This is a genomic window from Leptolyngbya sp. NIES-2104 (genome assembly GCF_001485215.1).
Lineage (GTDB): Bacteria > Cyanobacteriota > Cyanobacteriia > Leptolyngbyales > Leptolyngbyaceae > Leptolyngbya.
Genome location: NZ_BBWW01000001.1, coordinates 5,133,355 through 5,157,232, shown reverse-complemented (window position 1 = coordinate 5,157,232; position 23,878 = coordinate 5,133,355). Strand labels below are relative to the sequence as shown.

The 23,878-nt window shown below is 48.9% G+C and carries 16 protein-coding genes; 4 read left to right on the top strand and 12 right to left on the bottom strand.

Annotation, left to right across the window (positions count from 1 at the left end):
* Window positions 1-3: 3 nt before the first annotated feature.
* The gene (locus NIES2104_RS24680) at window positions 4-1,113 is read right to left on the bottom strand and encodes an EAL domain-containing protein (RefSeq protein ID WP_082690076.1); all 1,110 of its coding nucleotides are present in this window, start codon (window positions 1,111-1,113) and stop codon (window positions 4-6) included.
* Window positions 1,114-1,356: 243 nt separating this feature from the next.
* On the opposite strand from NIES2104_RS24680, the gene trpD reads away from it, so the two are divergent.
* On the top strand, window positions 1,357-2,394 hold the full coding sequence (gene trpD, locus NIES2104_RS24675) for an anthranilate phosphoribosyltransferase (RefSeq protein ID WP_059000873.1): 1,038 nt from the start codon (window positions 1,357-1,359) through the stop codon (window positions 2,392-2,394).
* 33 nt (window positions 2,395-2,427) lie between these two features.
* On the opposite strand, the gene NIES2104_RS24670 is transcribed toward trpD, so the two are convergent.
* The 3 genes from NIES2104_RS24670 to NIES2104_RS24660 all read right to left on the bottom strand — a co-directional run bounded on the left by NIES2104_RS24670 (window position 2,428) and on the right by NIES2104_RS24660 (window position 6,267).
* A complete protein-coding gene (locus NIES2104_RS24670; RefSeq protein WP_059000872.1) occupies window positions 2,428-3,324 on the bottom strand; it encodes a hypothetical protein in 897 nt (298 codons plus the stop codon).
* Between the two features lies 1 nt (window position 3,325).
* Window positions 3,326-5,368: an iron uptake porin gene (locus tag NIES2104_RS24665; RefSeq protein ID WP_225895284.1), complete on the bottom strand. Its 2,043-nt coding sequence runs from the start codon at window positions 5,366-5,368 to the stop codon at window positions 3,326-3,328.
* 116 nt (window positions 5,369-5,484) lie between these two features.
* A complete protein-coding gene (locus NIES2104_RS24660) occupies window positions 5,485-6,267 on the bottom strand; it encodes a DUF1868 domain-containing protein (RefSeq protein ID WP_059000871.1) in 783 nt (260 codons plus the stop codon).
* Window positions 6,268-6,397: 130 nt separating this feature from the next.
* On the opposite strand from NIES2104_RS24660, the gene holA reads away from it, so the two are divergent.
* Window positions 6,398-7,384, top strand: coding sequence for a DNA polymerase III subunit delta (gene holA / locus NIES2104_RS24655; RefSeq protein WP_059002059.1), 987 nt, complete (start codon window positions 6,398-6,400; stop codon window positions 7,382-7,384).
* A 219-nt stretch (window positions 7,385-7,603) separates the two neighbouring features.
* On the opposite strand, the gene NIES2104_RS24650 is transcribed toward holA, so the two are convergent.
* The 5 genes from NIES2104_RS24650 to NIES2104_RS24630 all read right to left on the bottom strand — a co-directional run bounded on the left by NIES2104_RS24650 (window position 7,604) and on the right by NIES2104_RS24630 (window position 12,618).
* Window positions 7,604-9,013: an IctB family putative bicarbonate transporter gene (locus tag NIES2104_RS24650; protein ID WP_059000870.1), complete on the bottom strand. Its 1,410-nt coding sequence runs from the start codon at window positions 9,011-9,013 to the stop codon at window positions 7,604-7,606.
* A gap of 84 nt (window positions 9,014-9,097) precedes the next feature.
* Window positions 9,098-10,525 carry a GAF domain-containing sensor histidine kinase gene (locus tag NIES2104_RS24645; protein WP_059000869.1) on the bottom strand — a complete coding sequence of 476 codons (1,428 nt, stop codon included), beginning with the start codon at window positions 10,523-10,525 and terminating at the stop codon, window positions 9,098-9,100.
* Between the two features lie 191 nt (window positions 10,526-10,716).
* Window positions 10,717-11,433, bottom strand: a complete 717-nt coding sequence (locus NIES2104_RS24640; RefSeq protein ID WP_059000868.1) for a GUN4 domain-containing protein — start codon at window positions 11,431-11,433, stop codon at window positions 10,717-10,719.
* A gap of 16 nt (window positions 11,434-11,449) precedes the next feature.
* Window positions 11,450-11,941, bottom strand: coding sequence for an adenylyltransferase/cytidyltransferase family protein (locus tag NIES2104_RS24635; RefSeq protein ID WP_059000867.1), 492 nt, complete (start codon window positions 11,939-11,941; stop codon window positions 11,450-11,452).
* The gene (locus NIES2104_RS24630) at window positions 11,938-12,618 is read right to left on the bottom strand and encodes a response regulator transcription factor (RefSeq protein WP_059000866.1); all 681 of its coding nucleotides are present in this window, start codon (window positions 12,616-12,618) and stop codon (window positions 11,938-11,940) included. Before NIES2104_RS24630 ends, NIES2104_RS24635 begins: the two co-directional genes overlap by 4 nt.
* 287 nt (window positions 12,619-12,905) lie before the next feature.
* On the opposite strand from NIES2104_RS24630, the gene NIES2104_RS24625 reads away from it, so the two are divergent.
* Both NIES2104_RS24625 and NIES2104_RS24620 read left to right on the top strand, forming a co-directional pair.
* Window positions 12,906-14,327: an NADP-dependent isocitrate dehydrogenase gene (locus tag NIES2104_RS24625; protein WP_059000865.1), complete on the top strand. Its 1,422-nt coding sequence runs from the start codon at window positions 12,906-12,908 to the stop codon at window positions 14,325-14,327.
* 134 nt (window positions 14,328-14,461) lie between these two features.
* The gene (locus NIES2104_RS24620) at window positions 14,462-14,968 is read left to right on the top strand and encodes a pyridoxamine 5'-phosphate oxidase family protein (protein ID WP_059000864.1); all 507 of its coding nucleotides are present in this window, start codon (window positions 14,462-14,464) and stop codon (window positions 14,966-14,968) included.
* Window positions 14,969-15,113: 145 nt separating this feature from the next.
* Here the strand turns inward: NIES2104_RS24620 and NIES2104_RS24615 are convergent, their stop codons facing one another.
* The 3 genes from NIES2104_RS24615 to NIES2104_RS24605 form a co-directional block, all read right to left on the bottom strand.
* Window positions 15,114-17,984 (bottom strand): methyl-accepting chemotaxis protein, encoded by a 2,871-nt coding sequence (locus NIES2104_RS24615; RefSeq protein ID WP_059000863.1) that lies wholly within the window; start codon window positions 17,982-17,984, stop codon window positions 15,114-15,116.
* A gap of 196 nt (window positions 17,985-18,180) precedes the next feature.
* Window positions 18,181-21,072, bottom strand: coding sequence for a hybrid sensor histidine kinase/response regulator (locus NIES2104_RS24610; protein WP_059000862.1), 2,892 nt, complete (start codon window positions 21,070-21,072; stop codon window positions 18,181-18,183).
* Window positions 21,073-23,859: a methyl-accepting chemotaxis protein gene (locus NIES2104_RS24605; protein ID WP_059000861.1), complete on the bottom strand. Its 2,787-nt coding sequence runs from the start codon at window positions 23,857-23,859 to the stop codon at window positions 21,073-21,075. It abuts the gene before it with no gap.
* Window positions 23,860-23,878: the final 19 nt, after the last annotated feature.

Here is a 23,878-nt window from a genome sequence, read left to right as displayed (position 1 = left end):
TATTCACGTTAGAGGTTGGACAAGATTTTTGCTGGTGTGGTTTGAGGGAAAAGAAATCGGCGATCGATAAGTTTGCTGGGTTGCCCCGATCGGTCTTCGGCTCGGTCTACCCAGTCCAAACCCTTGTCCGAGATTCACGCCGATCGCACGACAAAACTCGATATCTTCCACCGCTTCTAAGCCTTCTGCTAAGACCGTGATGCCCAGTTCTTGTGCAACGCGAACTAAACTTTTGACCATGACTTGCTTCATGTCGTAGCGACTACAGCCATCGATCAATCGTCGATCGAGCTTAATCACATCTGGTCGCAGTTCCGTACAGTAATGATCGATCGCGACGTTACTCCCCAAATCATCTAGCGCTAATCCAAATCCACCCGCCCGAATTTGCTCGATCACTTTTGGTAAATTCGGGTGATCGCTCAACGCTTCAACTTCGGTCAGTTCAAACACGATTTGATTCGGGTGCAGACCGAGATCGAGAACTTGTTGGAAGTTATGCTCTAACGATTCGGGATGATGTGCGATCGCATTGGGTAAAACATTGATAAAAAAGATCGGACGATCCGATTGATTCCACTGTGCTAGAGCGCTAAAACACTTCGATCGAGCTAAGTTATCAAACTCGCGGGTCAGATTCATCGTCAGCGCAGCATCAATTAACTGTTGCCCATTAAATAGCTGTCCTTGGTCATCCTGAGCGCGTGCGAGACATTCATGAGCAACCACCCGACCGGAATTAAGATCAAAAATCGGCTGATAGTTAAAAAAGAGTTGTTGTTGCGCCAACACCTGAAAAAACCAGGCGTGTTTCACCAGCATCGTCATTTGACGCAGCGGTTGAGCATTGAGAAATTCACTCAGTAACGGGGCGGCATCGAGCGGCGATCGTGTCACGACATACCGCGATAATGCTTGCGCCTGATCTGAAATTCGCTCCGAGAGAGACACGAACAGATTCGATAGTTCAAATTCGTTCACTGTACGGTAGAGCAATTGTGGAACGATCGCGATTTTTCTGAAGCCTAATTGATATAGCACCAAATAAGTTTCTCGATCGCTCGGCTGCACAATCAGTTTTAGCGAGTGATTGAATTGAGGAGTAATTTGCACAAAAGAAGACCCTTCGCGTTTGGACAGATGCGATGGTGATGCCCTAATTGTAAAGAGACGATCGCGCTGGTTAATCCGCTGACCGTCTAAAATAAGTTCCGCACTTCTACGGTATCAAATACGGCTTGAAACTTGCTATTTCAACCAATCGCTTCATCTAATTTCCACAATTTCGATGAAAAATCCGCAAGAAATCCATTGCATGAGATCATTTTTTACAGCGTTCTTTTTTTGCCCTGACCTATGACTTCTCTAGCTGTAGACACCGCGCAATGGTCTGAATTGCTCCAGCAGCTTCTCGATCGTGACTCTTTATCGATGCCGCAAGCTTCTACACTAATGCAAGGTTGGCTCAATGATGAGATTCCTCCGGTGATTTCTGGCGGGATTCTGATGGCGTTGCAGATGAAAGGGATTTCAGCCGCAGAACTGGCAGGAATGGCGAAAGTGTTACAGTCTCAAGCGCAATTCATCGATCGTCCGGAGTTTCCCTTAATCGATACCTGTGGAACCGGGGGCGATGGCTCTTCGACGTTCAATATCTCGACTGCGGTGGCATTTGTGGCTTCGGCGGCAGGACTACGAGTGGCAAAACATGGGAATCGATCGGCTTCAAGTTTGGTCGGTTCGGCAGATGTGCTCGAAGCATTAGGCGTGAATTTGAGTGCGCCACCGGAACGAATTCAAGCGGCAGTTCAGGAAGTTGGGGTAACGTTTTTGTTTGCTCCCGGCTGGCATCCTGCGCTAAAAGTGGTAGCTCCGATGCGGCGAACTTTGAAAGTGCGGACGGTGTTTAATTTACTAGGTCCGTTGGTCAATCCATTGCAGCCGACTGGACAAGTGATTGGGGTGTATCACTCTGCATTGTTAGAACCAATGGCGGAAGCGTTAAAGCTATTGGGGAAAGAAAGCGCGATCGTGCTACATGGACGAGAAAGACTGGACGAAGCTGGACTGGGTGATTTAACTGATATTGCAGTCTTGAACAATCAAAGGGTCGAATTAACTGCGATCGATCCGCAAGCGTTGGGATTGAAAAAAGCTCCGATCGGTGCTCTACGCGGTGGAGATATTTCGGTCAATACGGAAATTTTGCGATCAGTTTTACAAGGAAAGGGAACTCAGGCACAACAGGACGCAGTAACGCTGAATGCAGCACTCGCTTTACGAGTTGGGCAAGCGGTGGATTCTGATGAACAGGGTATCGATCGAGCAAGAGAAATTCTGAAATCTGGTGCAGCCTGGGAGAAACTAACGCAACTTGTGGAATTCTTGCGCTGACATTAATCAGCGCAATGACTCATCAAACTCGCGCTATCTCAACAGAATTCGGCTACTAGGTCCAATCTGCGGCGGTTTTGCTTGCGAACCTTCCAACACAACACGGCTCACCTGTTGAATTTGATTCGTGCTGAGAATGCCGCCCGGATCGGCATCAGGACTGATTGGAAGAGGAGAGATAGGATTTGAGACTGGTGGAACGACGGGAGGCACGATCGGGGTTGGTAAGTCGCCCGGTGCGACAGGAGGCAATTGAATCGGTGCTAAATCTGTTGGAATCGTGACCGTTAATCGAACAGGCATCGCATCAATGCGGAAAGAATTCACCGTAGGACGGGGCGGGATTTGGGGATTCGCTCTGAAATTGTAGTGCGATCGAAAATCGAATACGGTCGGACTCGTGCCCCCATTACGATCGCTGTATCGCGGTCCTTGTCCACTAATATCGAATGTGCCTTGATACTGCAATCCTGTCGTTGGATCGGTAGCAATTCCGGCATATTTCCCGCGTACGACTAATTCGTCTTGAATCGTTCCGTGAAATCGAGTGGGAGCATTGTGATTCCGGCGAATCGGTTCGAGTTCGCCGTTAGAAAGAACCGGAGAAGTGAGAGTGCCATCGGTCGAGACGATCAGAATTCCACGAAAATCGACCCAGTAACGACCATTACCATCCGTCTGAACAAGGCGCGGATCAAAGTCTTGAGCGGAATAGACAAGCTGCCCGTTTCTGAAAAAGCGCCCTTGTGCATCCACATCTACTCTAGTCGTACCTTGGTTAAAATTCGGGTTTTGGCTAGGCGGAACGACTGTTCCCGTGACTACTCCCGTACTTCGGATCACGACTTGAGCCGAGGCAGATGGGACAAGATTAAGAGAAAGGGCAAATCCGACAGGGAGAGAAGCGATCGCAAAAATGAATTTCACCATATTAAAACCGGAAAGTAGCTCGAACAGCACCGACCACGATCGGATCGTTTGCTGTGTTGTGGTTGGAATTGAAGATCACGAGAACGCCAGGTGTGATGTCAAGAAATGCGTTCAATCTGGCGCGGTAGAATGCTTCTAAATGCAACGCGGTATCGGGTTGTCCGCCTCTGCTCCCTGTGTCACTGAACCGAGGAAAATTATATCCATCCGGTAACGTGCTGGCTGTGATCTTCGGCGGCTGTCCGAAAAGAATTCCACCGAGATTTCCCGGCACAAACAAATCAGGAAAGGCAGAGAAGACCATCCAATTTGTGGTTTGAACTGATCCAGAAAGGGCGATCGCTTTTGAGCTTGTCCATCCACCCCATCCGCCGATCGTAATTTTCGGATTCAATCGCCAAGCGAGAGTTCCCCCGATCGCATGAGTGGTAAAAGCGCTGTTCGTTGGAACAAACGGCGAAAGGAGTTGTGAATCACCGATTCCAGTTCCAAGGAAGCCATCCGGAGAGCGGGAGAATAAATAGTGAATGCCGACATCGATCGTATCCGTGGGCGCGATCGTCAATTGTGCCCCAGCGACATACCGACCTCCGATCAGTCCACCTGTATCAGAATCTCCTGCAAATGCGGGCAATTCAGCGCTGTATACTCCCTGCAAACTGAGTCGCTGATTAATCTGCCAATCGAATCCGACCCCGCCGATTCCGTTACCGATCGCTAATATCGGGTTGCGCTGACCGAGTAACGAAAGGCTTCCTTCTCCTGAACCTTCCAGCGGATTGATGCCCCGAAACACATTCGAGGGATTCACACCCGAAGCCCCGATCAAAACTCCGAAATTATCCGCAACTGGGAACCGATACGATAAATCACTGATGGCAATCTGATTCTCCTGCTCGGATTCATAGGAGAGCCGCGCCATGTTGGTGAACAGATTCGGGGCGTTCGATCGTGAATTTCCCGTCTGTAACGTGGTCAACAGCAAATCGCGCCCACTAAACGAAGTTGCAAGCGAAATTTGAACATTGTTTGTTAATGTTGGTTTGATTTCTGCCTGTCGCTCTGGTACGCCATCTCTGAGAAATAAATCGATATCAGCTTTGTTGCTCAATTGTGTAGAAACGATCGCTTGTCCAAACAATCGCGTCGTTGTTGAAAACTGATTTTTCTCTAATGTTGCAGTCCGAGCTTCTAAAGAATCGACTCGACCTTTAACTTCTGCCAGTTCTGTCGAGAATTCAGACTGAAGTTTCTGGAGAGCATCTAAATCTTGCCGGGTGACAGCATCCGATCTCTGAGCGTTAATCAATTCTTGAACGCGATCAAGACAAGCATTTAATCCCACCGCAAATTCGTACCGAGTCAGTGCCCGATTGCCGCGAAAGGTTCGATCTGGATAGCCTGCAATACAGCCATATCGTTCAACTAAGCTTTGAAGTGCCTGAAATGCCCAATCCGTGGGTTGAACATCGGACAGCTGCGAAACAGAAGTAACCTGCTCCATTCCGTCTGATGCTTCATTGTTGCTCGAACTAAACTCCGGAGTCGTGGTGGAAAGTCGATCGACGTGAGTTCTTTCACTGCGTTGCTCACCCGCCCCGGAATGGAATTCGGGGCTAGTAGGACTAAGTCCACTGAAGGGGACTGAAGATAAAGTCTTATCGGGCTTGTAGTCCCCTTTAGTGGACTTCGCACCGTTAGCCCCGAATTCCATTCCGGGGCGGGCTGAGATCGAAGCGGGAAGAACCGAAGTGGGAAGAACCGAAGCGGGAAGAATCGAATCAGGGAGATTTGTCGAACCCGCACGATCGACGTGAGCCGAATCTCGATCGAGATCCGACTGAACTTCTTTAGTGTCAGATTTTACAATGCTAAATTCTGGCGATCGCTCGGTTTCGGGAGCGGTCACGGTGGCGCTAACGGGTAAAGTGACGGACTGAACTGAGTTCTGAAACGTCTTTCTCTGGGAAATTAGCGGGGGCTGTTGAGGGGGAAGCGCGGTAGCTTCGCTGTTGCCAAAGGCAATCGCTCCAAGCTCGGTCATCGTCCATATGCTCTGAGTGCTGCACTCCCCTTATACCCACAGCGCCGTATAAAATCGCACTTTTGTTTTCAGTATTAAGAGGATTCGATCAAGTTCTGCGATCGAATCCTTTCTTCTCAGAACTGAAACGTTGCCCAATCTGGATTTCGCACGTATTCCGCCATGTTGTTGAACTTGCGAAACTCAGCCTGATGAATCCAAAATTCATTGTCCGGATAGTTCTCTAACCATTCCTGATGCAGTTCATCAAACGTTTGACTTAACCGTTCACGATCGAGATCCGGAGATACTTTGCCAAAATATCCCAGCGTAATGTGCGGCGTGAAATAGTATTGCTGCTCGATGCCGATTTCAATCAAATCCGGATTTTGGTAAACCGATCGACGCAGTTTCAAAATCCGCTCATAGCCCATCACGTCCGTTGTAGCGAGACAAACCGCGATCGCTCGCGCCATCACCATCAATCCGACCACTTGAAAGCGAATGGACTGCTCAGTGCCCATCGGTTGACACTGACGGAAGCTACTCGCCACCCGATCGCGCAATCGATCATCAAACCCTGGAGATTTCGCCGCATGGAGATACGCTCCATTCCAGATCAAATCCGCAACCGTTACATGAAAACTCTCAGCCGGAATCGGCGCAAACATCTCATCTCCTAGCGTTTCCGCAATCCGCTTCTGGTAGCGTTGCAGAGACTCGTAGATGCCCAAATTTTTGCCGTCCTCCTGTCCCGGCGGCGTAATCACCGTGTAGCCTGGAAAAGGAGTCGGAAGCCATACGCCATTCGAGCGCTGGAACTTTGGAGACTCTTGGATGTGCTGCACCTGAGACTTGTAAGTGTCTGGCAGCGTCAGCCGCATCACCCGATTGAGGAAAGTTTGATAATTCTCGTCCAATGTGCGATCGCCTCGCGCCGTAAATCGATAAATTAGAAATCCATTCTTAAATCTAACGGTAAAGTGTCATCCTACTCCGAGAGATTTACGATGAATGATTACTCTAGGGCAGGGAGACGCGGAGTTCGGTATGGGGATTTACTTTTATTGGGGTGAAGATAGTTTCGCGATCGCTCAAGCGGTGAAAGCCTTGAAGCAAAAGACAGTTGACCCGATGTGGGAGAGTTTTAATTTTGATAAATTTTCATCAGATCAAGGTGATGCGATCGTACAAGCCTTAAATCAAGCCATGACTCCCCCATTTGGGTCGGGGAATCGATTTGTTTGGCTGGCAGAGACGACTTTAGCGCAACGTTGCCCAGAGGAAGTGCTGACAGAACTCGATCGCACGATTTCCGCATTGCCCGAAACGACAACGCTTTTACTAACGAGTTCAACTAAACCAGATGGACGCTTAAAATCAACAAAACTCTTACAGACTCACGCAACGATTCAGGAATTTTCGTTAATTCCGCCCTGGAAAACGGAACTGATCGCGAAACAAGTGCAGCGAGTCGCGCAGGAATTGGATTTGAAGCTGACACAAAGCGCGATCGATTATGTGACCGAAGCGGTCGGCAATGATACTCGCCAGCTTCAGTCTGAACTCGAAAAGCTCAAAGTGTTTGCAGGCGATCGAAAAAAGCCGCTCGATGAAACTGCGATCGCACCGCTCGTGACCGCCAGCACTCAAAGTTCACTAAAATTACTTGCCGCAATTCGTCAAGGAAAAACGGCTGAAGCTCTGGAATTAGTTGCTGATCTCTTGCGACAGAATGAACCTGCACTGCGAATTGTCAGTACGTTGGTGGGACAGTTTCGATTGCGATTGTGGATTAAGTTAATGCAGGAAGCAGGAGAACGAGACGATCGAGAAATCGCCAAAGCTGCGGAATTGAACAACCCCAAACAGCTTTATTTTCTCAAACAAGAGCTTGCCTCCACATCAGTCGCACAACTGCAACGAGTTCTGCCGCTGTTGCTGGATTTGGAATACAGCCTGAAGCGGGGGAGTGATGAAACGATCGCGCTGCAAACAAAAGCGATCGAACTGTGTCAAATTTTCCAGCGTCGTTAAATCAACGTCAGTTCGATGAATTCCTTCGCTCCGTTGTTCACTCGCCCCGGAATAGAATTCGGGGCTAATCGTGCAAAGCCCACTAAAGGGGGCTAAAGGCGCATGAATTGGAGGCTTGCAGTCCTGAAGGGACTTCGCACTGTCAGCCCCGAATTTCATTCCGGGGCGAGGTCGAATCGAAGCGGAAAGACCGATCGAACCGAGGTTAAATCAGATTTGTCAAGAATCCGCTGCCAATTCCGGAGTCTGAACCGTTTTTCCTTCCCCACTTGGCACGTAGAAACTCGCAACCAACGCCACACTCAACCACCACAAAACGCTAACCTCTGGGCGATACCAAACCGTATCAACAATTCCATGCCCCATCATTCCCGCCATCGCCGTAATTGCCCCAATCAGCCAGAATCCATCCGGATCACCCATCGCTCTCAATCGCCGCAATTGTACAAATCCTTGATTAAACGCAACCAGCAATAACCATAGAAATGCCGTCAATCCGACTAACCCAGCTTCGACCGTAATTTCTAGCAAAATCGAATAAGCACTCAGCGCACTAAATCGCGCAGCCGAATAAAGCGGATACATCCTTTTGAACACCAGATCACCCGGACCAAATCCGAAAATCGGTCGATCGCGAATCATATCTAATACCGATCGCCAAACATTCAACCGAAACGCATTACTACTGTCCCCACTTCCGGCAAAAATACTGCCAACTCGATAGCGAAACGGCGTAACAAAAAGAAAGCCCAGCACAAAAACGCCTGCTAATCCTCCAAACATCAGGGGCAATGCCCAGACTCGTAAAAATTTCGGTAGGTAAGCACTCCACCAATACCGCAGCAGAACCACCAGCACCAAGCCCGCAATCACAAATCCAATCCAAGCGCCTCGGCTCTGAGTCAGAAGCAAACAAGCCGTATTCATACCGAACATGACGATCGCTAAAAGTTTCGGCATCCATCGCTTCCAGACAAAAATCGCCCCAAATGATAGCCACACCGCAGGCATCAGATAACCCGCCAAAAGATTTGGATTCCCCAAATAGCTATACACCCGCGTCGATTGTGCCGTGGGCGATTCTGGATCAACCCAAGTCGCTAACGCATCCGCCCCAAAAATCGCTTGCTGAATTCCGTACGTGCTGACCGCTAAAGCAGTCAGAAGAAAAGCAGTGATACAGAACGATCGCAGTTTTGCCGATCGCAGAACTCGCGCCATCAGAATGAAAAACATCAAATACAGCGAAAGCTTTCCGAGTCCCACAAAGGCAAGCCGTTTAAGCGGGGAAAGTCCAGCCGCGATCGAGGCAATTCCCCAGAACAGCATCACGAGCAAATGAATCGGGGTAAATCCAGCCCGTGGATCAGTATCGGAAACGGTCAACAGCAACCAAAACAGAATGCAGGTCGCCAGTATCCAGCCGATCAAATCCGTGGCAACAAAGGGAGAAAGCGCGAAGACGAGACTAATCAAAAGAGCCGCGATCGCATCTCCGTGTCGCATGATCCAGCTTTGTTGTCGCCAGCTAGAGAGCGATCCTACGACCCATTGATAGACATAACTCACCGATCGCCATTCTCGTAGCGGGAGTGTCGTTAAGGTCACCTGTTGCCAAACCGAATTCATACGCGAATTTTCCTATGCTCTAAAGCAAAAAGCCCTAGCGAATGGGCTAGGGCTATTATCCGCGATCTTGGTCTTTTGACAAGGTTATTGGGTTAATCGAGGCAGCGTAATCACATAGCGATATCCCGGTTCTGATGCGCCTTGAATCAGAATCTGTCCGCCGTGCATTTCTGCGAGTTGCCGACTCAGGAGCAAGCCGAGATTCTTCCGAACCGCATCCGCATCGGGAATTTCTGGAGAATCATCGAGATCGGTGAATTTCGCGGCGTTCAGCGCAGCCGCAACGGGCATCAATCCCGCTCCGGCACGATGACCATTACCATTGCTGCTAGGAGCTTCGTAGGTTGCTGCGATCGCGCTCGTCTGTGGAGTCATCATTTCCCCGAATCCGCTCAGTCCATCTCCTAAACAAGGATGCGATGCCCAAACGGTCAGACGCAATCCGCTACTCTTTTGAGAAACGTGCAGTCGAACGATGCTTCCTGTATTCGAGGATTGAATCACACTGAACATCAGGTGATAGAGCAGTTGGCGGATTTTCTCTTTATCGAGTAGCCAAATTCGATTACCTGGTTCAACTGAGAGGCGAATCTGCTGCTCACGACGGTTGGCGGCTTGTTCTAATGTACTGATCGCTTGTTGACAGAGCATCTCGATATCGATCGAAGCCAAGTTCAACGCTCGACTACTATCATCAAGCTGCGACAGTTCCAGAATCTCCTTCACCAGTGACAATAAGTACTGTCCGCTGTGGTGAATGATGTCGAGATATTCCTTCTGTTTACTGGTCAGCGGTCCATAAATTTCACGGTTCAGGACGCTTGCCATTCCCATGACCGAAGTTAACGGCGTACGTAACTCCTGAGTCAATTGGGCAAGCAGTTCAAACTTCACTGGGTTCGCAGCGATCGGAACTGGAGGCTGAATCGTGGGGACTGGAGTACCCGCCCCCTGAGATTTGAGTAATTGCAGGCGTTCATACTCGCTCATGCTTAAACGAGCCGTCAGCATGAGAAATTCCGCATCCCGTTCTGTGAAATTACGGGGGCGAGAGTCCATCACGCAGAGTGACCCAATGCAGTCTCCACTGACCGTCAGCAAAGGTGCACCCAGATACGCCCGAATTCCGTACTGTTGACACAGAAGAGAATTCGCGAATGCAGGATGATCCAGTGTGTCATCGATCGCTAAAACCTGTTGACTATCGACAACATAAACGCAGAAGGATTCTTCTCGCGGTAATTGGCGTGAGAGTGCCAAATCATTCATGATCCCCAAACGCGATAGACCGACAGCGGACTTAAACCACTGACGCGACTGATCGATCAAACCGAGCAAACTAATCGGTGCCCCAATCGAGTGAGCCACGGTTTGAGTCGCTTCTTCAAAGATCGGTACAATTTCGGAATCGAGCAATCCGAGTTCCGTCAATACCAACGATCGCTGCTGCTCACGGGCGGCAGTCGTTAACCCATCTAATCGACAAAAGAGCCTGTTTTCGGGGATTCCCATTCCAACCCCTATCCTCGATTTAAAGAACTTAGAGAACGGTTGACCTGAGTGTGATGAAATTCATACCCGCCAAACCGTCTGCAACTATACAAAGATTGCCCTGAGTTGAGACTGGATCAACGTCCGCGCACACGGGAGATTACGGAAGTTTAAGCGATCGAGAAGATGACCCCTGATGAGACTCCGGACAATTACTTATCCCAAGCGGAATGATTCAATAAAGCCGCAATCACACGGACTCCACGAAGCTGATTCGATAACGGTAAATGTCCCCTTGGAGCGTCGAGGCTCCAGGTGAATTCATTCGGGTAGCGTGTCCAAGTGTATCCGGCTTTCCAGCCGATCTTTGCCCAGAGCTTTTCCCATTTTTTCCCGACGCTGAGCCAGATTTGACGCTGGACTGAAAAGCCGTACTGATAATCAGAATGGGCTAACCAGAGCGCATCGATCGTATGTAAATCCGTGGTTGGGAAATGCTCGACTTCTGTGAAATAAAGCCATTTACGTAAGACCGCTGATTCGCCAGCCAGTTCACAGAGTTTTTGAATCGTGAGGCGATCGGCTTCTAAAAATTTTTGTTGTGCAAGAAGCTGCTGAAGTTCGGTGTAATCGATATTTCTTTCAGACTTCAGCGGCACCGTTCCAGTCGGAAAATGCTGCTGAAGAAACTCTAGAACTCTAGGAACTTGAGAATCATATAAAGACTGATAAATTTTTGCGGTGACTCGACCGGGTTCGTGCTGATCCAACAGAAATTCCATCAGCGCGGGCAAGCCATCTTCACCGAGCGCGATAAGTTCGTCGATCGTTTGGAGTTGCACCTTTTCGGAGTCAGATCGAAGCTTCAGTTGGAGAGCCGCGATGCTATTGGGAAGATCGAGGGCTGAAGAAGTCTCTAAATTAGTCATGTAAACCGTCAGGGTGTTAAGGGTTTCGGGAGTCGCCCCTCAAGATCCGATCGACGATCGCAGTGGTGGAAGACGGCACTTCGATTTCAATCAATCGAACCTGTCCGCCATAAGACTGCACGATCGAGGCTTCGGGCAGGGTTTGTAAATTGTAGTCGCCACCTTTAGCATAGATCTCAGGGTGAAGCGCTTCAACCAGTTCACAAGCAGTTTTTTCTGAAAAGATCACGATTCCATCGACAGATCTCAAGGCTGATAGCACTTCCGCCCGCTCTATCTCAGGAATGATCGGACGTGGCGGAATGCGATCGTTCTTAATCATTCGTATTGATTGATCGCTGTTTAAACCCACGACTAAAGCGCGTCCCAATTGCCTCGCTGAATTGAGATAGCGCACATGACCGCAGTGTAAGAGATCAAAACACCCATTCGTGAGAACGAGCGGTCGCCAACGATCGGGATAATTCTCGATCGCTTGCTGCAACTCGGTCAATGAATACACACTCATGCGTTTTCTTCGCTCGGCACCGTCTCAGTCGGGAGCCGATAGCCTTTCTCGAACGCATAGCGAACTAGCTGCGATCGATTTTCTAATTGCAGTTTGCTCAGAATGTTGCTCAAATGCGTTTGAACGGTTCTAGGGCTGACGAATAGATGATCACCAATCTGTTTATTGGTGTGACCTTGGATCACTTCCCAAAACACTTTCTCTTCGGCGGGCGTAAGGGGTAAAGGAACCGTCGTCAAAGTCGATTTTGGTTCTGGAGTACTGCTTCCAGACTGCTGCATCAGGCGGATGATCTCTGAGTGCATTCGGCGCGATCGCTCTAGTTGCGCTTCGATTTTCGCTAAGAGTTCTCTCGGTTCAAATGGCTTGATCAGGTAGTCATCGGCTCCGATCGAATGTCCTTGAACCCGATCTTCGACCTCACCCCGACTGGACAGAAAAATAAAGGGAACCAGTTGTCCGGTTCTGAGCGATCGTAAACGGCGACAAAATTCTAAACCGTCCATTTCCGGCATGATCACATCGGACACCACTAAATCAGGTGGATCTTGTTCAAACGAACTTAATCCCTCCGTTCCAGAAGCAGCATCGCGAACGGCATAACCCCGTTTTTCCAAATACCGAATCAAAGCAGTTCTCAGCGCAGTATCATCATCCACAATCAAAATCTTCTTCATGCACGTCTCCAGAGCTTAAGACGATCAACTCATTCCATTCTGCGTTGCCTTCGGCTCACGCTGTGGCGTGCCCGAAACCGAAAAACCAACTCATCCAACCCGTTCACCCAATTAGGTCAACGGGTTAACCGAAAATTTCCCCTTATCATGGTATCCCAGTGATTGATTGTTCTGAAATCCCAGACTTATCTTTATGTTCTATTCACCCGTGTGAAACAACACACCACAAAATTTGGTAGCCTATCTACCGCATCGCCCAACCTATCCTACTTGAGAATCATTCGACTATGTACGAAAAAATTACACCTCCGACCACAGGTTCCACCATCCAGTTTGAGAATGGATCGCCGATCGTTCCTGATGATCCGATTATTCCGTTTATCCGGGGGGATGGGACGGGGATCGACCTGTGGCCCGCTTCGCAAAAGGTGTTTGACGCGGCAGTTGAGAAGGCATATGGCGGAAAGCGGAAAATCACCTGGTTCAAAATCTATGTGGGTGATGAAGCGTGTGAGCAGTATGGAACGTATCAATATTTACCTGAAGATTCGTTAGCAGCGATTCGCGAATTTGGTGTGGCGATTAAAGGACCGTTGACGACTCCGATCGGGGGCGGGATTCGATCGCTTAATGTTGCATTGCGTCAAATTTTTGATCTGTATGCTTGTGTGCGTCCTTGTAAGTACTATGCTGGAACGCCTTCACCGCATCGGTATCCAGAAAAATTGGATGTGATTATCTATCGAGAGAATACCGAAGATATCTATCTCGGCATTGAGTGGAAGCAGGGAAGTGAGATTGGCGATCGCTTAATCAAACTACTCAACGAAGATCTGATTCCTAGCACTCCAGAACATGGTAAGAAGCAGATTCCACTGGATGCTGGAATTGGGATCAAACCGATTAGTAAAAAAGGCTCTCAGCGATTAGTCCGTCGAGCCATTCAGCACGCGCTTCGATTGCCCAAAGATAAGCAAACCGTGACATTAGTTCACAAGGGCAACATCATGAAGTACACCGAAGGCGCGTTTCGGGATTGGGGCTATGAATTAGCGACAACTGAGTTTCGCTCGGAATGTGTCACTGAGCGCGAATCTTGGATTCTCAGCAACAAAGAAAAGAATCCGGATTTGTCGATCGAAGAAAATGCCCGTCAAATCGATCCTGGTTACAGTGCGATGACTCCCGATAAGCAAGCTGCGATTTGCAAAGAAGTAGAGACTGTTCTCAATTCCATTGGGGAAACACACGGCAACGGACAATGGAAAGAGAAAGTCATGGTCAACGATCGGATTGCCGATAGTATTTTCCAACAGATTCAAACCCGTCCAGATGAGTATTCAATTCTGGCAACGATGAATTTGAACGGGGACTATATTTCTGATGCTGCTGCCGCGATCGCAGGTGGATTAGGAATGGCTCCAGGTGCAAATATTGGCGATTCTTCTGCCATCTTTGAAGCGACCCACGGAACCGCACCGAAACACGCAGGACTCGATCGAGTCAATCCCGGTTCATTGATTCTCTCCGGTGTAATGATGCTCGAATACATGGGCTGGCAAGAAGCAGCGGATTTGATTAAAAACGGATTAGGAAAAGCGATCGAGCAACGCGAAGTCACTTACGATTTAGCACGATTGATGGAACCTCCGGTCGATCAACCGCTGAAATGTTCTGAATTTGCAGATGCAATCATTCGGAACTTCTAACTCATTCACGGCTTGTCTAGTGAGATGAGCCGTGAATCTAACAATCGATAGAGTGAAACGCCTTTCTCAGGGACTAAGCAGGATTGTTTCGATTGCGGCATCGTGTTAGCGGACATCGAAAAGGAACTTGCACCATGACGATCGCAACCGATACTGATCAATCAGTCGAAAAGCTAGTTGACCTGATCAAGGACATTGAATTTTGCATGATGACGACGATCGATGAAGATGGCAGTCTTCGCAGTCGTCCGATGGCAAGCAACAAAGAAATTGAGGAAAATGGCGATGTGTGGTTCTTCACCTACGCAAGTTCGCACAAAGTCGTTGAAGTGAATCAACATCATCAAGTGAATCTCAGCTTTTCGGCTCCAGATAAACAGCGCTATGTTTCACTGTCAGGAACAGCGGAACTCGTGCGCGATCGAGCCAAGATGGAACAGCTCTGGAAGCCTGCTTTGAAAGCTTGGTTTCCTCAAGAGTTGGAAGAGCCGGATATTGCGCTGTTGAAGATAACAGCAACAAAAGCGGAATATTGGGATGCTCCAGCGGGTTGGGTGGCGAAAGCAGTTGGATTTGTGAAAGCGGCGACGACAGGCGATCGAGAAGATTTGACCGAGAATAAAAAAATCGATCGTCTTTAGGGTGAATTCGATGGATCGTCTCGCTACGTTGTTTGCAGCTTCTGCCCCCTAAATCCCCCAAAATTGGGGGATTTAGGGGGCGAAACACTCAGAAACGGAGCGAAAAGATCTCATCGAGTTAACGTGTCTTTAAGATCATGGCAAATTATTCTCGATCGCCCATTTGCACCTTGAACATTCCTACCGACGATTGCAATTCTTCCGCGACATCTACCGTTTGCCGCAGCGCTTTCGACATTCGCACCGATGAATCAGAAGTCAGAGACGAAACCTGCGCGACTTCTTTGATCAATTCTGTGACCGATTGTGACGTATTCGCCTGAGAAACCATTGCCTCAGAAATCGAATTCACTAAGCTATCCATTTGTTCGGACACTTGAACGACATGAATTAGACTCTGTTTCGCATTTCGGGCAAGATGAGCACCTTCAACAACTTGAGTTGCTCCCCGATTCATGGCTTCGACCACTTCGGTAATTTGTTGCTGTGTCGTCTCAATCAACGCAGCAATTTCACGGGTCGCCGTTGCCGATCGAGAAGCTAACTCTCCAATCTCATTTGCCACAATCCCGAATCCGCGACCATGTTCACCCGCACGAGTCGCTTCAATGCTGGCGTTGATCGCGAGTAAATCGGTCTGAGTGGCTAAATCATTGATCAAAGACACCACGCGCCCGATTTGCTGGGAAGATTCCCCTAGCTGTTTTACTTTGCGCGTCGCATCTTCTACAGTGGCTCTGAGGCTGTAGATACTCGTTACGGTGGAATCCATCACGCTTTCGCCCGATTTGGCAGCGTTAGTAGCGTTTTGTGCCACGATCGCGGCTTGTTGGGCACGTTCAGCTACCGATTGCATCGACAAAGTCATTTGCTCGACTGAATCTAGCGTGCGTGTGGTTTCTTGCGCTTGTTGACGAGCTTGTTGAGCTAAATGCTGCACCTCATCTTCGTTCTGGCTGAGTAGATCGCTGACTTGGGTAGAAGTGTGTTTCACTTTGAGCACGAGATCACGCAAGCTTTCGACGACTGCATTGAAAAAGTCCGCAACGGTTCCGAGGTCATCTGCGCTCACATTGGCACGAACGGTGAGATCGCCCCCGGAAACATGCTGGATTTCGCTCAAGAGTTGAATGATTTGCTGTTGAATCGAGCTTTTACGGACTTCGGCATCTTGAAGGGCTGATTGACGTTCTTGCAGCAGTTTCGATTGATCCAGAGCGTAACCAATCTGGGTGACGAGCTGCGTGAAAAAGGTAATTTCGGAAGATTGCCACTCGCGCTCATGTTCACAACTCTGAGCGCAAATTAGCCCAATAATACGATCGTCTTGTCTCAGCGGCACTGCAATTTCCGCTTTCGTTTGAAATGCTGCGAGTTGTTGACGATAGCGATCGTTCATTTCCTTCTCAGCATCTTTGATCACCCAAGCGGATTGAGTGCTGTATTGTTCAAATCGATCGAATCCTAATGGAGCTTCGATTTCTTTGCGAATCACACTGAAGTTCTGATTTTCGAGTGATTCAGCAATCACTTTTCCATTAACAGTGCTTGGTATGAATTGGTAAACCACAATGCGATCGAGCTTCAGAAAGTTTCGAGCTTCATCCGTTGCGGTTTGCAAAATCTGATTCGGATCAAGTGATCGACGCATTCTGACCGTAATTTCGCTCAGTGCTCGAACTTCCCGCGTTTGTTGTTCTTGACGGGCAACTTCATTTGCTAAAGACACTTCGGAAGCATTGATACTATCCGCCATGTGATTGAACGCGATCGCTAACTGTCCAACTTCATCTTTCGCGAAAATCTGAGCACGCACTTTGCGATCGCCATTTGCAAATGCTTCTGTAGTTTGCTGAAGTTCCTGAATCGGTTTAAGGACAATTCGCCGGAAAATTGTTGTCCAAAGAATGATCGCAGCGATCGCTAAGGCAAATACGATCGCTTCTTGCTGAATGCTTTTAAGCAGCAATTCATTGAGCGAATGTTCAGGGGTGCCCCGCACAATCACCGCACTTGCATTTTCATCAATGACGGGGACAGCTCCCTCCGGTGTTTCGACAATCCGATTCGGAATCGCTTTCGCTGCAACGGTGTACATTTGTCCATTGAGATCAATCCGTTTCGTCACAGATTCACCTTTGGCATCAATCGCAGATTTGAGAAGTTCGGAATCAGGGAGCGCAGGATCAATCTGGGTTTGCTGATTGCTCTCTTTTTTGAGTGCGGTTGCTAATCCGAAGTCATTCGCATTGCGACGGAAGTAAACAGCACTATAGCCACCGCTAAAGGCGTTGAGGGTATTTTCAACGATCGGCAATTTGCGGTTCACAATGTCCCCAAACACGAGAACCCCGATGATCTCGGAATTATCGCGATCGCGTACCGGAGTCACAACATAGCGAATCAGTGCATCTTGTTTAGCAAATCCATCGGGTAAAGGGGGCGATTCTTTGCTGAGTTCCTCCCAACTGATAACGCTGCTAGCTTTGACTTGTCGCCCGTCTTTGAGCACTTGTTGAATCAGTGGAAGGAGATCGGAATTGTTGACGGTTTCTTTCGATCGAGGTTTGTTCGCATTTGCAATAATACGAAGATCCTTGCCGACGAGGGTTGCATATTCCATGCGTCTTGCTTTCACTTCGTTTTGCAAAATCTGTTGTAGCTGTGATTGCAAATCGGCAGCAAGATTCTCGTTGCGCTGATGGTTTTTAGCAGCGGTAATGATTGTAGGATTGTCGGACTGTCCGCGTGATCCGAAACCCATCTGATTGATTTTGATGTTGTAGTTGGTTTCGGTGACAGCAACTTCAGACTTGGCTTGTGAAAGTAACTGAGTGCGAAGACTGTTCGTAAGCACGATCGTAGAACCGATGCCGAGTCCGATAATCGGGATGAGTTCACAAACGAGCAGCGCAACGAGTTGTTTTTTACCGATCGATAAGTTGTGAAACCAATTCGATCGAGCGGGAGTAGAACGAGATTGAGCGGCGATTGAAGCGGGAGGGGTGTCTAACATAGAGGGATGGCGCGGGGTAACTTTCACTCCAAGAACGTGTGGTCGATCGGGGTTAAACCGGGTTGTCATTTCAATTTGAAAGTGAAGTTTAACCCAGACAATCGAACAGACGTTCTTCAGTTATTAAAGAGGATTCTGCCACCATTCAAGCGTTTTCTTTGACAATTTTTCCAGATTAAATCGCCAAGCGAAACAATTAAACAGTGACAGTCGATTGAACCATACTTTCCAGCGTTCGGAGTAGAACTTGTTCATTATATGGTTTTGAAAAATAAGCGGACGCGCCTAAATTCTCCGCAAGTTTCCGGTGTTTCTCGCCGCTGCGAGAAGTCAGCATCATGACGGGAAGCTGTGAAAGTTGACCATCCGATCGCAGTTTTGCTAAAAATCCATAGCCATCGAGTCGAGGCATTTCAATATCGCAAATCACCGCTTGGACAGATAAACCTGCTTCAAGTCGCTCGATCGCGTCTTGTCCGTCTTTTGCTTGCTCGACTCGGTAGCCCGATCGCTCTAGCGTGAGTGCTAAGAATCGCCGGACATTGATCGAATCGTCTACAACTAATACCGTTGGCGTTGAGCTTCCAGGAAGTTCAGGGCGCTGAGTTAAATTGGCTCTAAGTTGATCCCGGAAAGCGTTTTCTGTCGAGGGTTGAGCCTCCGATCGCTCACAGCTTGTGATCCACCGCAAGAGTTCCGCAACATTGACCAGCGGCACGACGCGCCCATCACCGAGAATCGTACAGCCACTAAATCCAGTCGGTAAAGATAAGTTGCCTTCGACTTTCCGAATGGTTGCTTCTTGTTCACCCCAACAGCGATCGATGTGAATGCCAAACCATTGTGGATTTTGATCGAGAATGATCACGCTTTGAGATGCGATCGTCGGCGGTGTTTCAAATCCGTGAGGAATGCGCGGACAGTTGAATCTCAACCATTTTTGAAGTCGAACCAGTTGCACCATGTGATCTTGCCAGTTCAGCACTTCACTACCGGGTGTTTGAATGACTTGATGCGGTTGCAGCAAGAACAATTCAGAAACGACATCCGTCGGGAATGCAAGTAATATTCCTGCACTTTCAACGAGCAATACTTTGACCGTCGAGAGCGTGAATGGAACAGACAATGTAAACGTTGTGCCGACTCCAGCTTCAGTGTGAACGCTAATTTCGCCTCGAATTTGTTTAAGATTGCTACGAACTACATCCATGCCGACACCGCGACCGGATAAAGCCGTCACTTGACTGCTCGTACTAAATCCAGGCTCAAAAATCAGCGATAACAGTTCCTCGTCGCGAGCAGCATCAAGCAGAACCGGATCAAGTCCCATTTGTTCAGCCCGATCGCGAATTTTGTCGATCGGAATTCCCTCGCCATCATCTCGCACCGTAATCACGGTGCGATTGCCCTCGTTTGCGGCTCGAATTTCGATGATCCCTTCCGGGGATTTGCCGCGTGATTCCCGCACATTCGGAGATTCGATCCCGTGATCAAACGCATTACGTAACAGGTGCATCAAAGGATCGCTTAGGGTTTCGAGAATATTACGATCGATCAATGTCCCTGACCCGCCCATATCAAAGCGAATCTGCTTGCCGTACTGTAATGACCATTCGCGTAATGCTCGTGGAAAGCGGTTGAGAATGTCCGAGATCGGGCGCATTCTCAACTGCGATAAACCACTTTGCATTTGTTTCGCGGTCTTGTTCAAGTTCCGAGCAGCTTGATCGGTGTCATCCAAGCTCAGATCAATGTCTTCGGTGACTTCTTGAAGCTGCACGATCGTTTCCATCACCTGCTGAGAAAGCAAGTGCAGGTCGCCATATCGATCGAGTTCCAACGCATCAAAGCCCGCTCGACGATTTGATCCATCGGTTAGCGCTCTTTGTCCAACTAGGGTGACGCGATCGTATGCCGTCCGTAACTTAGAGTTCACTTGGTCGAGAACTTGCACCCGTTCGTGTAAGGTTCTCGATAATGTTCTCATCCGTTTGAGATACAGATCTAACCCATTGCGATCGATGGTTAATTCCCCAAACAAATCATTCAGTTGATTCAACTGCCGCACTGGAACGCGAACCGTCGCATCATCATTTTCTGCAACGGGAACAGGGTCGGGTTCCGCTTCAAGTACTTTGAAATCGGTGACTTGCGCTTCCGGTGGAGCCGATCGAGCCGGAGCCGGAATCGGTTGAAAATCGGTGTAGCCTTCTTCGTCGATACTATCGAGCGCTTCGGTAAACCAATCTCCCATACTCGGTTCAAGGACAGAAGGCGTTTCGGCAAAATCAGTTAGCTCTGGAACTGAGCCATCGATCGACATCGGAATCTGATCGTACTGACCTGCGATCGCAAACATTTGAGCAGTGCGCCAGAATTTGAGAGCACTTTCGGCAAGTTCGATCGTATCTGCACTCTCATCTTCTATTTGGTGTGAAACCGACTGACAAAGCTGAATGAAGTTCGTCAGTTGCAGCATTTCACCCAATCCGCCTAACTCTTGCGCCAGAATCGAAACTTCCTCACGCAAACAAGGCTGCTCTGGGGTTGCTAACACGGCTTCCAATCGCTGTAAACAGCCTTCAACTTCAGTTTCAAACAACAGCGGTACAATGTCCTGACCGTCCTCCGGAGAAAGCACCGAGGCAGCATTTTCTTCCTGTGGATCGCCTAGCTCCGAATGCAGCGCATCAAACACCGGATACGCTTCGACCGAAAGCCAGTTCGCGTCAACACAAGAAGCCTGATGACGCTGGAGTGAATCGCGATCGAACTCCACCACCTGCCGCAAACAGCCCACCGCCGCTAATAGCAAATTCTCTAATCGCGGCGTGACCGTGACCGATTTATCGATCTTCAGCACTTTCCAGGAGTCTTCGAGCCGATGGGCAAGCTCACTGAGAACTTGAAACCCCATCATGCCCGCACCCCCTTTAATCGAGTGCGCTGCTCTGAGTGCCGCATTTGCTTTTGATGCTTCGATCGGATGATTCGACACACCTAAAATCGTGGCATCGAGCGTATCGAGATATTCTTGCGCCTCGTCGAGAAACTGACGGCGAATTTCAAGTTCTCTATCTTGCTTCATTTAGCCCACCTTAAACGTGCCCACTGATTCCTGTAGCTCTTTCGCCACGCCCACGGTTTGCCGCAGCGATCGCGACACATCCAAGGAAGCCGCAGAAGTGCGACCCGCTGCTTCCACAATCTCCTGCATCAACTGTGTGACCGCATCAGAAGTCTGTACCTGAGTCACAGTAGCATCTGAAATCGATTGCACCAGATCATCGATCCGTCGCGACACAGACAGAATTTGCTCTAAACTCTGTTTCGCATTATCCACCAGTCGCGTCCCTTCCACGACCTGAGAGGTGCCTTGCTCCATTGCTTCGACCACTTCTGAAGTTTCACGCTGAATCGTCGCGACAATTTGTTCAATCTCGCGAGTAGCGGCTGCCGATCGTGCTGCCAATTCCCCGACTTCTTCTGCGACCAAAGAGAACCCTTGAGAACCTTCATCCGCTCTTGCTGCCTCGATTCCTGCATTAATCGCTAAAAGGTTCGTCTGCATCGCAATTTGATTAATCAGCGAAACGACTTTAGAAATCTGCTGAGAAGATTCACCCAAGCGTTTCACTTTTTTCGCAGTTTCGCCGATCGTGTCTCGCAGTCCGAGAATATTCTGTACGGTCAACTCCATCGCAATCCCGCCTGCTTCAGCGGTCGAAGAAGCTTCACGAGCGACGTGTGCCGCTTGTTTAGCGCTATTCGAGACAGTTTGAATCGATCGCACCATGGTTTGAACCGAATTCAAGGTGTTCGTCGTCTCATCGGCTTGTTTGACCGCTTCTTCAGAAAGTTGTCGAATTGCTTGTTCATCCGAATTAAGCGAATCATTCACCTGAACGGCGGCAGATTTCACCTGAGTCACAATTTGACGCAGACTTTCAACGATCGAATTAAAGAAGTCGGCAACGGTTCCAATTTCTCCAGCGGTCACATCTGCCCGAACCGTTAAATCACCGTCCACTGCACCTTCAACATCACTCAGTAGGTCGATTAACTGCATTTGCAATTCTTCTTTCTGCTGTTGACGTTCTTCAGACAGTAACTCGGCGGCTTTTCTCGCTTCTTCGGTTTGTTGCAGTAAGAGTGCCTGATCGAGTGCATATCCAATCTGAGCCGCTAACTGTCCGAAGAAATCGATTTCTTCCGGTTTCCACTGACGCGGACCCGAACATTGATGAGCACAAATTAGCCCAATCAGTTCTTTGTTCTGTAGCACCGGAGCGACAACATTTGCCTGAACTTCCAAGCGCTCCAGAATTTCACAGTGGCAGTGGGTCAGACTCGTTTTCCGCAAATCTTCCATCGACCAAACGCGACCATCGCGATATCGATCGACAAGTGAAGCCTCCATCGGATCGTTAATAATCTTACCAAATGCCTTTGTCCAACCCGGTGCAACGGATTCGGTTGTAATCGTACCGCTCAAATAGTCTGGAGCAAAGCGATAAATCACGACGCGATCGACTTTCATAAATTCGCGAATCTCATCAACGCTGGCAGTGAAAATATCATCAGGAGACAGCGATCGACGAATTTTCACAACAATCTGATTGAGTAAGCGGGCGCGTTCTGCACTTTCAGTCTGCTGACCCACGTAGGTCTGTAACTGTCCCGCCATCGAGTTGATATTGCTGCCCAACACGCCGATCTCGTCTTCACCTCTCACCGCGACACGAGTGTCTAACTTGCCTTCTCCCAATTCTTTCACCGCACTCGTCGCTGCCAAAATCGGACGAGTGGCACGATCGGCTAACCATTTCGCCAGCAAGCCCGTGAGAACGACCACCGCCCCAGTTCCTAATAAGAACGTCCACAATAACTGTCGCTGCGGTTCAAACGCGGTTTCAGTCGGAACGGAAAGCACCACATCCCAGCCAAGATCGGGTAAGCGATCGCGTCCTGTCCAGGGCACAAAGCTGGAGAGAACCTGCTCGGTATCATTGCCGATCTTGCTATTGATCACGCGGGAATTAAGCGATCGACGCGATTGCATTTCCGAGAACTGCGAATACACCGAAGAAGCAATCTGTCCGATTTTAGATTCCTGCGAAGATAGAAAGATTTGGTTACTCGCATCTAAAACGCTGAACTCTGCACCTGTTCGGTTATAGTTCTGTAGCTCTCCAGCCAAACTTTTAATTGGCATCACCGCACGCAGAATTCCGGTGCGACGATTCGAGCCGTTTTCCTGTACCGGAGCCGTAATATAGACCACATACTCGCCATTCTCTGCCCGAACGGGACGACTAATCGAAACGCGATTTGACTGTAATGCAGAGCGGAAATAGTCTTGATCACCTTGAGATGGAATATTTGTACGATCGTTCTGAAACACGACATTTCCATTCAGGTCAAACAGTGCCACGCTGTCATAAACCGTATTTGCTTCGACAAATCGTTCGAGCAAACCTCGCTTCTCATCTTGAGACACCGCATCACGCACGTTTGGAACCGTCAACACTGGCAGCGTAGACAGAACTTGCATATCTGCGGTGCGCTCTGCCATAAAGCTCGTCACCCGCTGGCTTAGAGTCGTTGCGAGTGTTTCTTCAGCACTAATGATTTGTTTTGTGATCGAACGATTCGCAAAAGAATACGCAATCGCACCAATTCCAATCACAGGCAACGTCCCAATCGCGATCGCGAGAACGGTCGCTTTTGTTCTCAGGCTTAATCGTCTTAAAGCTGCGATCGCCGGAACCTGATTCACGGGCGGACGTTTCACGATCGTAGCTTTCGAGGGCAATTCGATCACAGCAGATTCGACGGGTTGATCCCGTTGGGCTGTGTTTAGTTGGTCAACCATAAGTCAAAGTTCTTAAACG